The sequence below is a fragment of the Salipaludibacillus sp. HK11 genome, assembly GCF_047795645.1.
GTDB lineage: Bacteria > Bacillota > Bacilli > Bacillales > Salisediminibacteriaceae > Salipaludibacillus.
Genome location: NZ_CP181045.1, coordinates 1,339,295 through 1,355,257, shown reverse-complemented (window position 1 = coordinate 1,355,257; position 15,963 = coordinate 1,339,295). Strand labels below are relative to the sequence as shown.

General features: G+C 37.2%; 16 protein-coding genes. 11 read left to right on the top strand and 5 right to left on the bottom strand.

Translation table 11 applies throughout. The features are described from left to right. The first annotated feature begins 36 nt into the window (after nt 1–36). The 6 genes from nadE to ACM26V_RS06660 all read left to right on the top strand — a co-directional run bounded on the left by nadE (nt 37) and on the right by ACM26V_RS06660 (nt 6,216). Entirely contained in the window at nt 37–858 is an 822-nt protein-coding gene (gene nadE, locus ACM26V_RS06685; protein WP_416151807.1) for an ammonia-dependent NAD(+) synthetase, read from the top strand. Then, nucleotides 855–1,730 carry a PHP domain-containing protein gene (locus ACM26V_RS06680; protein WP_416150652.1) on the top strand — a complete coding sequence of 292 codons (876 nt, stop codon included), beginning with the start codon at nt 855–857 and terminating at the stop codon, nt 1,728–1,730. Before nadE ends, ACM26V_RS06680 begins: the two co-directional genes overlap by 4 nt. Before the next feature lie 67 nt (nt 1,731–1,797). After that, on the top strand, nt 1,798–3,012 hold the full coding sequence (locus ACM26V_RS06675; RefSeq protein WP_416150651.1) for an EAL-associated domain-containing protein: 1,215 nt from the start codon (nt 1,798–1,800) through the stop codon (nt 3,010–3,012). Between the two features lie 163 nt (nt 3,013–3,175). Next, nucleotides 3,176–4,342 carry an MFS transporter gene (locus ACM26V_RS06670; RefSeq protein ID WP_416150650.1) on the top strand — a complete coding sequence of 389 codons (1,167 nt, stop codon included), beginning with the start codon at nt 3,176–3,178 and terminating at the stop codon, nt 4,340–4,342. A gap of 154 nt (nt 4,343–4,496) precedes the next feature. Then, a complete protein-coding gene (locus ACM26V_RS06665) occupies nt 4,497–5,159 on the top strand; it encodes a TVP38/TMEM64 family protein (RefSeq protein ID WP_416150649.1) in 663 nt (220 codons plus the stop codon). Nucleotides 5,160–5,181: 22 nt separating this feature from the next. After that, on the top strand, nt 5,182–6,216 hold the full coding sequence (locus tag ACM26V_RS06660) for a DUF2207 family protein (protein WP_416150648.1): 1,035 nt from the start codon (nt 5,182–5,184) through the stop codon (nt 6,214–6,216). Between the two features lie 9 nt (nt 6,217–6,225). Here ACM26V_RS06660 and ACM26V_RS06655 read toward each other — a convergent pair whose 3' ends face one another. Continuing rightward, nucleotides 6,226–7,059 (bottom strand): hypothetical protein, encoded by an 834-nt coding sequence (locus tag ACM26V_RS06655; RefSeq protein ID WP_416150647.1) that lies wholly within the window; start codon nt 7,057–7,059, stop codon nt 6,226–6,228. A gap of 299 nt (nt 7,060–7,358) precedes the next feature. On the opposite strand from ACM26V_RS06655, the gene ACM26V_RS06650 reads away from it, so the two are divergent. Next, nucleotides 7,359–7,883, top strand: coding sequence for a YwpF-like family protein (locus tag ACM26V_RS06650; RefSeq protein ID WP_416150646.1), 525 nt, complete (start codon nt 7,359–7,361; stop codon nt 7,881–7,883). 80 nt (nt 7,884–7,963) lie between these two features. Here the strand turns inward: ACM26V_RS06650 and ACM26V_RS06645 are convergent, their stop codons facing one another. Beyond that, complete coding sequence (locus ACM26V_RS06645) at nt 7,964–8,332, bottom strand: hypothetical protein (RefSeq protein WP_416150645.1); 369 nt, start codon at nt 8,330–8,332, stop codon at nt 7,964–7,966. Between the two features lie 312 nt (nt 8,333–8,644). Here ACM26V_RS06645 and ACM26V_RS06640 point away from each other — a divergent pair, with 312 nt between their 5' ends. Next, nucleotides 8,645–9,238, top strand: coding sequence for a peptidylprolyl isomerase (locus tag ACM26V_RS06640; protein WP_416150644.1), 594 nt, complete (start codon nt 8,645–8,647; stop codon nt 9,236–9,238). A gap of 323 nt (nt 9,239–9,561) precedes the next feature. Here ACM26V_RS06640 and ACM26V_RS06635 read toward each other — a convergent pair whose 3' ends face one another. After that, on the bottom strand, nt 9,562–9,738 hold the full coding sequence (locus ACM26V_RS06635; protein WP_416150643.1) for a hypothetical protein: 177 nt from the start codon (nt 9,736–9,738) through the stop codon (nt 9,562–9,564). A gap of 242 nt (nt 9,739–9,980) precedes the next feature. Here ACM26V_RS06635 and ACM26V_RS06630 point away from each other — a divergent pair, with 242 nt between their 5' ends. The 3 genes from ACM26V_RS06630 to ACM26V_RS06620 all read left to right on the top strand — a co-directional run bounded on the left by ACM26V_RS06630 (nt 9,981) and on the right by ACM26V_RS06620 (nt 12,443). Then, the gene (locus ACM26V_RS06630) at nt 9,981–10,877 is read left to right on the top strand and encodes a chemotaxis protein (RefSeq protein ID WP_416150642.1); all 897 of its coding nucleotides are present in this window, start codon (nt 9,981–9,983) and stop codon (nt 10,875–10,877) included. 426 nt (nt 10,878–11,303) lie between these two features. Continuing rightward, nucleotides 11,304–11,435, top strand: a complete 132-nt coding sequence (gene yhfH, locus ACM26V_RS06625) for a protein YhfH (RefSeq protein WP_416150641.1) — start codon at nt 11,304–11,306, stop codon at nt 11,433–11,435. 222 nt (nt 11,436–11,657) lie between these two features. Beyond that, nucleotides 11,658–12,443, top strand: a complete 786-nt coding sequence (locus ACM26V_RS06620; RefSeq protein ID WP_416150640.1) for a DUF3891 family protein — start codon at nt 11,658–11,660, stop codon at nt 12,441–12,443. A 36-nt stretch (nt 12,444–12,479) separates the two neighbouring features. Here the strand turns inward: ACM26V_RS06620 and ACM26V_RS06615 are convergent, their stop codons facing one another. Both ACM26V_RS06615 and ACM26V_RS06610 read right to left on the bottom strand, forming a co-directional pair. Beyond that, complete coding sequence (locus ACM26V_RS06615; protein WP_416150639.1) at nt 12,480–14,774, bottom strand: thiamine pyrophosphate-dependent enzyme; 2,295 nt, start codon at nt 14,772–14,774, stop codon at nt 12,480–12,482. Beyond that, nucleotides 14,774–15,787, bottom strand: coding sequence for a 2-oxoacid:acceptor oxidoreductase family protein (locus ACM26V_RS06610; protein ID WP_416150638.1), 1,014 nt, complete (start codon nt 15,785–15,787; stop codon nt 14,774–14,776). The genes ACM26V_RS06615 and ACM26V_RS06610 overlap by 1 nt, the downstream gene beginning before the upstream one ends. Nucleotides 15,788–15,963 lie beyond the last annotated feature (176 nt).

Genomic DNA, 15,963 nt, shown 5'->3' with positions numbered 1-15,963 from the left:
CTAATGATGAAAGGGATGATAAGTACTATGCTACATTTGCAACAAGATATTATTGCGAGTTTGAAAGTGAAATCTAGTATTGATACAAACGAAGAGATTAAATCTAGAATAGATTTCTTAAAAGCCTATTTGAAAAAAACTGGGTTGAGAGGATATGTCCTCGGAATTTCTGGTGGACAAGACTCTTCTCTAGCAGGAAGGTTAATTCAATTAGCAATGGAAGAACTAAATGCAGAAGAAAACACAGATAAATATACATTCTTCGCTGTTCGTTTGCCTCATGGCGTGCAAGCAGATGAGGATGATGCGCAAATAGCATTGGATTTTATCCAACCATATCAACGGGTAACGTTTAATATAAAACCTGCAGTTGATGCTTCATTTGATCAGTTTCATAAAGCGACAGGGGAAAAGATGAGCGATTTCGTTAAAGGTAATACGAAAGCGAGAGAACGAATGAAAGCTCAGTATGACCTTGCTGCACAGTCACAATGTTTAGTGGTTGGTACCGATCATGCTGCGGAGGCTGTTACTGGATTTTTCACGAAGTTTGGTGATGGAGCGTGTGATATTGCCCCTTTATTTGGATTGAATAAACGTCAAGGGAAAGCGATCTTGAAAGAATTGAAAGCACCAAAGAGGCTGTACGAAAAAGCACCAACAGCGGATCTTGAAGATGATCAACCATTATTGGCTGATGAAGAGGCATTAGGGATGACATATGATCAGATTGATGATTATTTGGAAGGAAAAGAAGTTCCTAGTAATGTGAAAGAAAGACTGGAGAAACGTTACAAAATGACCGAACACAAACGTCAACTTCCCGTAACGCGCTACGATCACTGGTGGCAATCATGAACGGTGGAAACAAAGAGAGAGATCTAAAAGCAGATATTCACATGCACTCCACTTCTTCTGATGGTGGTTATTCTCCTGAAGTGTTAATGGAAAAATGTGCAAAAGCAGGTTTAAATATCGTCTCCCTTACTGATCATGATACAACAGTTGGTATTGATGCCGCACGAAAAGTAGCGGAACAATATCAGATGACATTTATTAATGGGATAGAGTTATCGACTCGTGTTGATGGAGTTAGTGTTGATATTTTAGGCTACGGAATTAATATTGACAGTCAAACGTTGCAAGATAAGTTGGCTTTTCACCGTAAAATGCGAAAAGAACGAATGGATTTAATGATCAAGAAGTGTCAAGACCACGGGTTAAATATCACGCTAGAAAATGTGAAAGCACAAGTTACAGGTGAGACATTTTCTAGGCCTCACTTGGCAAAAGCTTTGATAGAAAGTGGTGACGTTCAATCTGTCCAAGAAGCTTTTGAAAAATATTTAGGCTATGGAAAACCTTGTTATGTATTGAAAGAAGATGAGATGAACCCTCAAGAAGCAATCTCTTTGATTCATCAAGCGGGAGGAGTAGCGATTGTTGCTCATCCTGTTTATTACGATCTTGATGATCAAATTTCCGAGTGGTTTCATGATTATCGATTAGATGGAATTGAAGTGTACCACCGAGATCACGATCCTTCCCATGTCGAAAGGTTTCAACGTTTGGCGGAAAAAATTGAAGCGAAATTAAACATAAAAATTTATAAAACGGGCGGATCTGATTTTCATCACGAGTCATTTGGAAGGGTAGGAGAAGAGATTGGTGTTACAAAACTACCTTACAGTGAAGCACTAAGGTTATTGAATGATCTACAAAAAACCTGAATATTGTTAGTCATGGTATAATATTGTTAAACAATGATAGATTTAGTCAAAAAAGGGGGATCTCTTTGTGGACCCATTAGATGTAATAGAAAATGTATCTCTCGTCTTTCCGAAGTTTCAACCAATTATGAATTCTGAGGAATATCGAATTATTGGTTACGAAGTAGTCGGTAGGATTGATTTAAACGGGGAGGCTCAATCATTAGCTCCGTTTTTTTTAGATCCAGCTGTACCTGTTGAATATAAATGGGAAGTTGATAAGGAAATACATCGCAAAGCAGTGAAGTACGCGGCTAGTTTTCCTGATCATCCACGGTTATTTTTTAATATTGATCCTGCCACACTTGTTCAACTGCATTGCCTTGAGGAGTTAATGGAAAACTTTGAGAGATATCAAAAACAAGGGTTACAACATGATCGCGTTGTTTTTGAATTTAGGATGAACGATTATTTAGGTGATATCAATGATTTAAGCCATATGCTTTTGTATATGAAAGCAAGCGGATATCAAGTGTCTTTAGATGATATCCGTACCAACGATGCGAATTTAGATCACTTTTCTAAACTAGAGCCCAACTTAATTAAAGTTGATTTATCGGATCTAAAGGAAGGGACAAATTACTCTACATATCGGGATGTGTTAAACGCACTGTCAACGTTTGCACGGAAAATTGGTGCGTCTCTTCATTTTAAAGGGATACAAAATTCTCATCACCTTCATACGGCCTGGAAACATGGTGGTAGGTACTTACAGGGTGTTTATATGCAAAAATCTGTCGATAATTTTATTGATCCGTACGCATCAAAAGCTAAGTTAGAAAAAGATATCCATACATTTATAGATATGGCCCACCGTAAGCTGCAGCAACAAGCAGACTTTCTTCAATGGATGGATGAAAAAATTGTCGAAACGTTAAGAGGGAAAGAGCTAATCAGTGATCCTTTGGCGGAATATATTTCGAAGGCGACGGAAAATGTTTCATTCCGTGTCTACATTTGCGATATATACGGGTACCAAAAAAGTGCAAACTGGTTAAAAGTAGATGATCATGACTGGGAATTTGATGATGATGCTATAGGGAAAAACTGGAGCTGGCGAACGTATTTTTTAGCTCAAATTATGCAAATGAAACATCAAAAAACAGGGATGCTTTCGGATAAATATCGAGATATTGAAACAAATGAATTGATTCGAACGTATTCATACCCGATTGATTCTGAGCAGTATGTATTTATAGATTTAGATCCAACGTTTCTTTTTGAAAATGATTGGTTACTTTAAATAATACCTTTACGTGCAATAATTTTTTCGTGAAAGAGATATATTATGATAAATCGGGATGGAGAATGATATTTCGTGAGTTATTCTCTTCCCTCGAGGATTAGCTTATCAAATACGAGTGCTCTATGTTCTAGCACTTTTCTTAATTAAGAAAGGATATTTTATGAAATCAGTTTGGAAACTAAAAGGAATGTTGTTCTTTTTTCACGCCTCCATGACAATTATGGTTAGTTATTTACCGGTTTATTTTCAATATTTAGGTCTAAATGGATCTGAAATTGGTTTATTACTTGCCGTAGGACCAGCGGCAGCGATCATTGCGCAACCTTTTTGGGGATTTATGAGTGATCGTTGGAAAACAGTGAAACGAATTTTGTTACTTTGCTTATCGAGTGCATTGGCGATCGGGTTTCTCGTTTTTCAAGTGACTGAATTCATCTTTTTACTTTTTCTACTATATTTTTTCTTTTCATTTATGTCTCCTGCAGGTGGATTAGGTGACAGCCTTGCCCAAAAAGTATCTATTCAAAGAAAAGTACCATTTGGAAGCATACGAATGTGGGGTTCGTTAGGTTTCGGCACAGCGTCTTTAGTCAGCGGATTTATTTTAACTGCCATTGGGATTGCTAATATTTATTATGTTTTTGCGACATTCCTTGTTATTGCCCTCATATTTGCATATCTTGCTCCTGATAGTGAACCTTCTAAGAAACCAGTACAGTTGATAGGTGCTTTTAAGTTGTTAAAAAACAAGCAGTTGCTGTTTTTCTTCTTGTTGATTTTCTCGATCAGTCTGACGCACAGGATGAATGATTCCTTTATTGGGCTCTACATCGTTGAATTAGGTGGAAATGAGTCGCTGATCGGAGTTGCTTGGTTTATCGGTGTCATAACAGAGGCGGCTGTATTCGCATTTAGTGTCTATTTATTTAGTAGATATCATATTTTAACTTATATTGCGATTGCTGCTGGTATCTATGTATTAAGATGGTTTTTAATGTCATTTGTACCTGATCCAACGTATGTATTGTTTATTCAAGTTCTTCATGGCATGGCATTTGCTACCTTTTATTTAATGGCTTTCCAATTTGTAACAAAGCTCGTTCCGGAAGAATTGGAATCTACTGGTCATCTATTATTTATTTCCGTATTTTTCGGGGTGGCTGGAGTGATTGGCTCTGTTCTTGGTGGAGCGATCATCGATGCTTTTGATTTGCGAACGTTATATATGGTCATGTTTGGCTTGGCGTCTGTTGGATTAATCACTTCACTCGTTTATCGTTATGTTTATTTGAAACGTGAAAGAAGACAGGCACTTGCTTCAGACTAATACACTTGTAAAAAAAGACGTTTTTTTGATCCGTTCTATAAAAAGTGCTCTAAAAGTAGAAACAGGCTATAATGCCTGTTTCTTTTACTTTTCCTATAGGAGTTCGCTATAATGAGGTGTAAGCTATTTTCTTATACTTTTAGGTGTGATGAAATTGAAAAGAATAATAGTCATTTTCGCTGTTGTAGCAAGCATTCTTTTAGTCGTGTTTAATTGGGAATGGGTTATACAACTTAGAGAGGATAATTTAAGTTATTTTACAGATGAGTTATTTGCAGAGTTGGGCTATGGCATTTTATTCATTACAATTCCGTTAATGATGATTCAAAATGTCGTGACGCTTTTTCCAATTCTTATTTTAATCATGATTCATTTTATTTCTTTTGGAATGTTAGGTGGTTTCGTATTTAGTTTGATTGGAACCTGCTTAGGAGCAATGGTTTGCTTTTGGCTAACAAAATCAGCCAGTGAAAAGTTTGTACAAAAATATTGGAATAAAAATGAAGAAAAGCTTTCTTATATTTTTAACCTGATTTCCTCATATGGTGTATTCATGATCGTTTTTTTACGAAGTATCCCGGTGATGCCGAGTAATTTAATTTCTATTGCTGCCGGATTGAGCCCAATTAACCAGCGAACTTATTTATGGTCTACTGTACTGGGGAATATTTCGATGGTGTGGTTATTGAGTCTTTTGTCGGCTCCACTTTGGATGAGGGACAATCAGTATATCCCTTATTTAGTAGGTTATTTGCTTTTTGCTACCGCCGTTGCAATCTTTTACTTTAGCCGATTTTATCGTAAGAAAGTGAAATGACTTTTTCTTGGAGGTGGAAGGAATGAATGCGTTCCAATCGTTTAATCTGATGTTGATTGCGACATTCGAGACTGGCTTTTTACTACTTTTTATCTTTCTTGTAGTAGTTGTGTTTGCCGTAATGGCTCTGGAACGATTGAAAAGGAGATCGATGGTTGGTGAAAAGAAACGGTTAACTGAGTCAGACTTTCAAACTTTTTCACCTCCGTTGATTGCACAATTTCTTTACGGACGTGGAGTATATACTCGACACATTACTGCGGGATTGTTAAATTTAGTGCGAAAGCGAATCATTACTTTAAACGAAGATAAGCGGGGACCGACGTATTATTTTTCTATTGAAGGAGCAGAGTTTCAGGCAACGTCCCGTGACGATCAATATTTGCTAGATTGGCTTTTATACGATGTTGGTCAGGACGGCGTGTTTTATGTCGATGACCTTTTAATATATACGAAGGACAAAGCTCAACGTGAACGGTTTATTCATCGTCTTGATGAATGGGAGCAAACGATGAAAGAAGAGCTCAAGCAGAAGGGGCTGCTAGCTACATTTCCTATCTATAAGCGGGTATTGTTAGTAGTCTCTATTTTAATGATTCTAATTGGTAGTGCCTGGATTGTTGCATCTGCGTTATTAAGCATTCTTTATCTTGTAGGAGGCGTAACGACGTTTGTCTTGATGCTTTCTGGTTCATCGATGACGCACGCAGGTCGAGTGGAACAGGAGAGGTGGAAGCCATTTATTGACGGTTTAACGAGACTACCCGAGAAAAATATTGAAGAAGGCAAAAAGTTAACAGCTAATCTTGTCTATGCGATTGCTTTCGGTGTGAAGGATGATTATATAAAGCAGTTTCCGATTCGTGAAGCATCACAAGTGTCGTTGCGTGATCAACAGTTTCCACTTTATTTTGCGATGACACCGGGGGTAACGGCGATCTCCTTTGAAGGGAAACATATGATCGATGATTTGGAAGCTTCTTTGGAACAAGTGGTGTCTCCAGTTGGGCATAGTGATGACGCTATACAAGAAGAGTTTAGTGATTTTTCCGAATAGATTATCTCGTTAATCAGTCTTGTTCATGTGCTGCTTGCTAAATTGGTTCATCACAAATGGGTGAATTAACCCTTGGGTTAATTTGTAGATGGGCCAAGGTAAAGCTGGACGAAAGTGAGTCAGTGCGCTGAAAACTATCGGTGGTTGATGCTGTTCAGACACAATAAACCAAAGTCTCCCTTCGGAGGCTTTTTTCTTTTTGGAAACTTTGTTTAATAGTCCACCTTTCATGTTCCATTCGCTCATCAGTGGTGATAATTGTGGTGTTACTTTTTGCAAAATAAGTAGTGGAACAGGAAAACCGGTGATTTTAAAATGAACGCCATTTCGAACTTGTTCGATTCTGATGATCTTTTTTGTGAACGGCTGAAGCCAAGAGTAGTACTGATAGGCGACTTCATCGGCTTGATGAATGACGTTTGTCTGCCATTTTTGCACAGAAGTTACGGTATGTCTGGACGCTAGATAGGTTTTTCTTGAGAGTGAGACGAACGTTGAATCATTCTGTTCCAATAATAAGAGTGGAGATATACCGCTTATTTGCGTGAAGTCATCATTTGTTTGGATGTGAAGATTCGTGTTTGTTTCTTTTGCGACAATTAAAAAGAGACTTGTGATGAATTGATTGAGACTTGTACGTTCTCCTTGTATAAACTGGTCTTGAGTATCAACTGGTAGTTGAAGTATGATGTGATCATATATATTTAAAAGCTGTGTTATCGCTTCTGACGTTATCGGTATGGAAGTGTCATCCTCTTCCGTTCGAAAAGTGATACGATCGATTTGAGAAATGGTATCAGGTCGTGGGAAATCGTGATCTCCAATAATCATGATTTTCTGCATTTATTGACTCCTTAGGCTTTTTGCCTAATATATCACAGTCCTTGGTTGAAGAGAATCAATTATGATGATATTTATCATTTGATATTTTTGAATTGCTACGCCCGTACGATAAATTAGAGGGATGCGATATTTCTTGGATTCGCTTTATGCGGGCTTTTTAATCACAGTCACAAGTGAAACGCTTTAGTCTCCTTAGAAATCCTAGTAGCATTTTTTCGAAAAAATACAGATTATTGATGTTTCATCGTAGAAGAAGTAGTACTATAAAGGTATGTAAAAAGATGTGGAAGGAGATTTAGATGAAGACGTTTAAATTATGTTCGGTAATGATTCTATTGGATGAGGAAATGGAAGACTTTAAAGAAATAAAAAGGAAACAAATCCCATTAGTAGACGGATTAATTATTAATAAAGAAGAGGCAGACAAAAGCTGGTTGTTGGAAGCCGTCCTTGACAATGAATGGGAAGCTTACTTTCAAAACTATCTCGATACGAAACAGTCATTTATGACAGAAGTGACAATTACGAAAAGGACGAATGACCCTGCGACGTTTGTGTGCAAAGTAGACTCTGTTAACCGTTTAGAAGAGCATATTGTTGTTCATCTGGAGGGGTTGATTGTAGTAAAGAAAGATGATTTATCTGATATGCTTATAAGAAACCTCATTGATGAAGGTTTTTCAGGAGACGAATTGTACGAAGAGTATCGTCGGCGAAAGAAAAATCGAGGTCGTTCGGTTCAAGGAATTTTAACGAATGATTACGAGCAGGTAAAAGAAAAAGGATATTACGATGTTGATAAAGCGGATGATAAAATAAAATAATTGATTATTCGTGCGCCTTCTTAATTAGTGAGAAGGCGTTTTAAATGATTGTTATTAGGAAAAAAATGATGTTTTCGTTGTTAGTGGATTTCTTTTTTTCCATAAGTAAATAAGTCTTCAATTTGTTTACTGACTTGATTTCTTAAGTGTGTATTTAAATATTTAGCGGTCAGTATATACCCACGAAAGAAGATCGTATATTCAGAAAATGTTTTATCATATGCATTCAATTGAATTTTAAGCCCTAACTGCTTCATCGTGAACTTCGTGACATAGAGTTTCCTACTTAGGCGATGTAATGTCATTTCTAACAGGTGAATGTAAGGTTCTTTTAATTTCAGTGGAGCTTGGTTTATGTGCGCTAAGTCTCTTTCTAGTACTTTGCGGGCCATCTCAAGTAAGATGTAGGATTCTACTAACTGTTCTTCTTCTACTGTGAGTTTGGCCATAATTATGATTCCTCCTTGTCTATGTGTATTCTTAATTATACGAACATTAGTTCTTATTATCATTTTACTTGATTCTTGTTATTAGTCAAGAGATACTCAGCTGGGAAATGTTAGCTGTGAATTATAACGTTTTAGTTGGAGAAACAAAAAAGGGAAAGTAAGAGCTGATTTCAAACATTGTAAGTGAAAATAAGTATCATTTGCGAATATCTCACTATTTCTGTAAAATAAGATTGTCATTACTACGTATGAGAGAGGTACGAATAGGTGATAGAGTAAATACTAAAAAACATACATAGGGAGATTGAGAAAATGAAAAAAACAAACAAGTTTCTTACAAGCATTGGCTTAGTCGCAATATTAGCGCTTTCTGCTTGCGGCAATGACAATACGAACAGCGACGCGAATAGCTCCAACGACGCGAGCGGCGTTGAAAATGAAGCGATCATTCACACGAACATGGGTGCAATTCATTTGGAATTGTTTCCTGAAGTGGCGCCTTTAGCGGTTGAGAATTTTGTTACTTTAGGAAAAGAAGGCTATTATGAAGATGTGATTTTTCACAGAGTCATTGAAAACTTCATGATTCAAGGAGGAGATCCTACGGGAACTGGTATGGGAGGAGAAAGTGCGTTTGGCGAACCGTTTGAAGACGAGTTTGACGAATCCGTCTCTCACCAAAAAGGTGCGCTATCGATGGCAAATAGTGGAGCTAATACAAATGGGAGCCAGTTCTTTATTGTTCATGCAGAAGAAGGTACGCCTCATCTTGATGGTGGGCATACGGTATTTGGACAAGTGACTGAAGGAATGGATGTTGTTGATGAAATTGCTACGACAGAAGTAGAACCTGGAGACCGTCCAGTAGAAGACGTTGTGATTGAATCGGTCGAAATACTAAATTAATGATTTGCAAAAAAAGCTACCTCCATTTTATTTTTATGGTGGTAGCTTTTTGAGTATCGTTTTAATTATAGTTAAAATGACTTTTATCTAAACTGAAGTAATCGGTTTAAGTTAAGTGGAATTTGCGTTAGATGAAACAATAGCTGTTCTAGATGTTGGGTGGTGGGATCTAATGATTAGATAATTCATTCTAATGGTACTATGGATGCTCTTACAAGGATAAGGGGCTGATGTTCGTAATATTCTTTCGCTTTTCTCTAGCTTTTTCTAAAAAGAAAAAGAAGAGAACTTGTCCCCTTCTTTTTCTAAATATAGCAATTCCATTAATCTCTAAAAGAGTAATACATCATCAAGATCAGTGTTGCGAAAGCTAAAATGATGAATGGTCCCTCTAATAAAGATGCTCCATTTTCTCCATTTTCCTCTGCAAACACCTGAGTAACAGGTATAAGTAGAAAGAACAATGCTAAAAACCCCCAAGAAAAATATCGCTTTAACATTTTTATAACCCCCAATCCAACAAAACAGTCTCATATCTATTATAGAAGGATTCAAGGAATGAAGCAATTGAAATATCTTTTTTATATTAGAAATGTATTAAGGACTTTAGTCTTATCAATTCATTATAAAAAACAAAAAAACGATGGAATATTTTAATTAATAGTGGTAATCTATCCTTAGGATCAACATTTACTTGAATCTAGTAATAATAATAGGATAAAGGGCTTGAGGAGGCACAACAATGAGTGAGGAACATAAAGGGATTTTACTGGAAAGTGGAACGAATGAACTAGAAGTGATTGTGTTTGAGGTAGGAGTAGGGACTTTTGGAATAAACGTGATGAAAGTTAGGGAAATTATTCAACCTATGGATGTAACAATTATGCCGCATGCACATCCAAATGTCGAAGGAGTTATTCGGCTAAGAGATGAAATTATCCCTGTCATCAACTTGGCCAAAGCGCTTGGTTTTAAAGATTCAAAAAATCCTGGTCAGGACAAATTGATTGTTACGGAATTAAATCAAGTAAAGGCTGCTTTTCATGTTCACTCTGTATCTCGTATTCATCGAATTTCATGGGAGCAAATTGAAAAGCCAAATAAACTAAGTCAAGGATTACAAGATTTAACAATCGGTGTGATTAAAATGGACGAGAATATGATATTATTACTTGATTATGAAAAAGTTGTCTATGATATCATGCCAGAAGCTGGTCTTTCTTCTAAAAAATTAGAGGGAATTGAGCAAAGAGATCGTTCAAAGAAAAAGTTGCTTATAGCAGAGGATTCACCAATTCTAAGACAGTTATTAAAAGATATTTTAAATGAGGCAGGCTATGTGCAAATTGTATTCACGGATGATGGAAAAGAAGCGTGGACTTATTTGAAAGAAGAATCTCGTGCGGAAATTGATTTGCTTATTACTGATATCGAAATGCCTTTAATGGACGGTCATCACTTAACAAGGAAAGTTAAAGAAGATCCGCAACTAAAGGAACTTCCTATTATTATTTTCTCTTCTCTAATTACAGGAGATTTGTTTCACAAGGGAGAAAGAGTAGGAGCAGATGCGCAAATTAGTAAACCGGAGATAGGTAAGCTCGTGGAAGAATTAGATAAATTATTACAGGTTGAATAAGAATTTTAAAGTTTTAGGAAAGTTAATTCATAAAATAGGCAAAACCTTAGAGAATTTTCTCTAGGGTTTTTCCTGTTTTTGATATAGAAGAAAGGAGAATGATAAAGTCAGTAGGTTCCTTTTAGTTGCTATGTAACTGGTGAAGGGAATGCAAATAAAAGTAGTGTTCCCCTTCAGGATAATTCGTCACGATGAAGGAAACATGTGCAATTCAAAAACCTTTCTGTTATATAATATGATTAATTGTAAAACACATTCAGTAAATATTTAGCATAATTTATAAAATGTACTGTAATAAATAAAATGAATACGTATACACTACTAGTGAACACGATAAAAATATTATTATGTATTAAAACAATTAATTGATTTTATATTATTGTTATAGTACAATGAACTCAAATAAATGAATGGAGGGATATTATCATGTTAATGTCTAGTACAGAATTTTTTAATAATTTGCCGCCAAAGGAATGTGCGAAATGTGGCGAAATTGTCGATGAAATGCATGAGTGTTATTCAAATGAGTGTCTTGAATGTGAATCCGAAGTCCAATAGATAGCTTCACTCTCGCTTTCAACTGAAGGCGAGTTTTTTTGTTTACGTAAATTCCGTAGACTAGAGTCTTTTCTAGACCGGTGTTACCAACTTCGCAAAAGTGTCACATCAGGCCCTTCTGAGCGAAGAGTTTACTTATTTAACCCTTTTTCACTGGCGCCACCTTTTGTAAGTTTATTTGCAAACATTTTAAGGTAAGGTAAGTTAAAGGGGCGATAACCAATGATAATTAGAGAAGAAAGTGACATCATCTTTATTGAACAACACGAACACGCCCTCATATCAGGGCAATTTATTAATAAATGGCGTGAAAATCTCTTCACAGGCCTAGAATGGAAACCCTCGGTAGAGTATGCTGTATCGAATCACGACAGAAGCTGGATTCCACTTGATCGGAAATTCATGTACTTACCAGAGAAGGATTCATTGGCTTCTTTTATTGATTTCCCGCTGAAAAAGAAAATCGAAGCATATGAGGCTGGGATTGAACAATTACTAAAAGAAGATCCTTATGCTGGGTATTTAATTAGTTGTCATTATGCCAGTTTTTTTAAAGATAAAGAAGATCCATTAAGTGCTAAATTTATCAATCATGAGCGAATTAGACAGGATAAAATATTGAAACGGATCTTCAAACAAGAGAAAAAATTCACGCGGGAGATACGTGATTTCCATTTTGATTTACTGCAATTTTGTGATAACCTATCTCTTTATTTATGCATGAATCGTTGGGGAGCGAAAAAAAATGAAGAAGTAACATGGTTTAAGGATGGATTTACTCAACAATTAGCAACTTTAGATAAAAAGCGAGTTTACGCAAATTGGGAATCGGAAACGACAATTTCATTGAATCCGTTCCCATTTGAGAAAGAGAGAGTGCACGTTTCGATTCCTTACAAGCGACTAACGAAACAAGAAACTCGAAGTGATAATATTAGACAAATTTATCGAGATGCTCCCTATGAAAGTCATCCTGTGGTTATAGTGAATGCAAAACAAATGGCTTAGAGAAAAACTCTCTAAGCCTTTATAATAGTAAGATATTTATATATACGGTGTTTCGTGCTTCGTTTTTAGAGTTACCCAACGACGTTCGACTTCTTTTTCAAAATCAGCAAGAATCGCTTTGTTTTCTTCTTTCAATAGGTGTTTTGATTTACCCATGTACTGAAGCCAATCAGATAATTCAATTCGCTTCTTTTTTGCTTCAGGATTGACTGTGATGTTCGTTTCTCCGCGTTCGACTTCATAAAGCGGGAAGAAGCATGAATCAACCGCGGCTTTAATGACCTTTTCGCCATCACGATCATCTGACTTCCAGTTAAGCGGACAGGCGATTAAGAGTTTACCGTAAACCATGCCTTCATTTTGCGCATACCATTGTGCTTTTGCTGCTTTTTTTATAAGATCTTGTGGGTACGCTTCTGTTCCTGTAAAAACATAAGGAATATTTGTCGATGCCATAATTTGAGGCGTATCCTTATGGTGGAACGTTTTTCCTTGGATTTCTTTCCCCACAGATGTCGTACTCGTCATGTGACCGAGCGGAGTAGAGTAGGACATTTGTGAACCAGTATTCATATAACCTTCGTTATCATACTCCAAAATGATCATTTTATGATTTCTTAAAGCTGTACCAATCGCAGAACCCATCCCGATGTCCATACCACCGTCACCGGTAATCATCACGAATGTAAAGTCTTCATCAATGTCAACCTCACCACGATTTTTCATTTCAAAGAACGCTTCGACCGTTCCGGACAACGTAGCCGGTCCATTTTGGAACAGGTTATGAATAAATGGTTGTTTATGAGAACTGTAAGGATAAGCGGACGTTACAACATAACCGCATCCTGTATGAAGGAGGATGACTGCGTCTCCTTCGATCCCTTTGAAGAATAATTCTAATCCTGGGAAAATACCACAGCCTGGACAAGCTCCATGACCTGATGCAAAACGCTTTGGTTTTCCTGTCAGTTGTCGAAGAGGAGGGATCCTCACCTTTAGCTTGTTCGTTTCTTCATCTTCAGTAACTTTGATGAGACCAGTTTTAAAAGTATCTCCGGTCATCGGTTCAATCACTTGTTCTAATTTTTTCTCTGGGTCACCGGGGTGAATGCCGTAATAGTCAAACGACTTCTTGATGATACCGGAGTCTGCAGCTTCAATCGCCATGTCAAAAAATGCTTCAGCATCATCAGCATAGAAGTCCTTACCACCCATACCGAATACACGGCTTAAAACAAGTGTGCTATTTTCTGGATCTTCTTGGAGAGCAGACTTTAATTCATGTGTTAAGTTCGCACCATTTGCTCCGAATGAATCGGCACGTTCACCGACTAAGACAGCTTTCACGTTTTTAAACGCTTGGCGAAGGTCTTCGGCAGGAAATGGACGGATGATGTTAGGACTAACAACTCCTGCCTTAATTCCTTTGGCTCGAAGTCTATCAACGACGTCTTTAGAGGATTCAGCAGCAGAATTCAGTAGAAAAACAGCAACTTCAGCATCTTCCATTCCATATTGGTCTAAAATATCGTATTTGCGACCAGAAAGCTCTTCATATTCTGTAGCGATTTCTTTGTATACGTCATAAGCCTTGTAGAGTGCTTCTGATTGTTGGAAATGATTATTCATTAAGTCGTCGCCGTTCATATGGGCGCCAATTGTTACTGGTTTTTCTTTATCTATCGATGTTGCGTATCCTTTTGGTGTTTCACCAACAAAGCCTTGTACCGTTTCCCGATCTTTAAATAGTTGTACTTTACGTTTTTGATGAGATGTATAGAAACCGTCATAAGCGACGATAACCGGTAAGCGAACGTCTTTATGTTCAGAAAGTTTTAATGCCATGATGTTCATATCGTAAACAGCTTGAGGTGTGCGAGCAGTTAAAATAATCCAACCGGTGTTCAATCCGTAATACAAATCAGAATGATCCCCGCGAATATCTAACGGTCCACTTACTGCTCTTGTGACTAAGTTCATCACCATTGGAAAACGCAAACCAGACTGGACAGGAAGTTGTTCGATCATATAGAGAAATCCATTGGCGCTTGTCGCGTTAAAAACACGTGCACCCGTGGTAGCTGCACCAAAGCAAATACCCGCAGACCCGTGTTCGCCATCTGCTGCAACTAATTCAATGTCGTGCAAGCCTTTAGATTTCATCATATCTAAATATTGGGCGACTTCTGTAGATGGTGTGATAGGGAAATATCCCATTAAATGATAATTAATTTGCGCTGCTGCCATAGCAGCCATTTCATTTCCTGATTCAAATGTTTCTATTTGTACGGCCTTTGTCTGTTTTTGGACGTTTACCTCTGTCATTGCCATTATTTAACCCCTCCTGCTACAAGTGGAAATTTGTGACTGACGCGATTAGCTTCAGCATAGCCTTTCACTTCGGCCATATCTGCTAAAGCATCTGTTGGACAGGAATCAACGCACTTTAAACATCCTTTACAATATTGGTAGTCAATCCCTTTTAGAAACATTTGAGGTCGTCCTTTTTTATCTTCTTCTCGTTCCCATACGAAGCAATAATCCGGACAAACAGTGTCGCAGGCAGCACAATGAATACAGCTGTCAGCTTTATATTCAGGTAAGAAACCGATGCGAGACCCGCTTAAATCCTTTTGAATACTATTTGCTTGAGCTGAAATGATTCCGCCTATTTCTTGCGTTTCGTATCCTAAACGTGGCTGAACTCTTGTAAACTCTTTTCTCTTAGCATTTGCAGACACGTCATATGTTTTAAATTGAACTTCTTCGTAGCCACGATTAAATGTGCGTATATTTGGTTCGACAAAGTGTGGGTATTTTTTTTCGAACGTTTTGCGAATAACATCTCTCATATGATCCGCATCTAGGAAATCAAGAATACGATAGAGAGCGCCTAGCATCGCTGTGTTTACTTTCGTTTTTTCTTCATTTGCAATCTTTAAAGCATCGACTGAAGCTAATGTGCCAGAATCTAAACTTAGATCGGCCTTGATCACATCGAAGTCACTTTTCGTATTAACTAAAACAACCCCATCTGAATCTAATCCGCTTACAACGTCAACCATTTTATAAAGTGCTTCATGAAAAACACCGATCACATGTGGTTGTTCGATCGGTGAATGATCGCGAATATCAACATCAGCTTCGCAAAATCGAACAAATGATTTGACTGGGGACCCCTTTTTTTCAGATCCATAAGATGAAAAGTTGGATCCGTTTAATCCTAAGCCAAGAACGCCGGCTTCTGCTAACATTTTCCCCGCAAGGTTAGCACCAAGACCTCCGATAGACTCGAGGCGAATTTCAAAGAAACCAAGCTCGTTCTTTTTTGGTAAAATAGACATGACATATTCCCCTTTCAAAGAAATTGACTAACTCCCTAGGGAACAGTATAGAAAATTATCGTATAAAAAGATATGATATAAGTCACACGTTCACAAAACGTTTGAATTTGTAAAATAGCACACATTTTTTTGCAACCGTAAAAGCCTTACTTGTTATATGATTCACAAAGTATTAT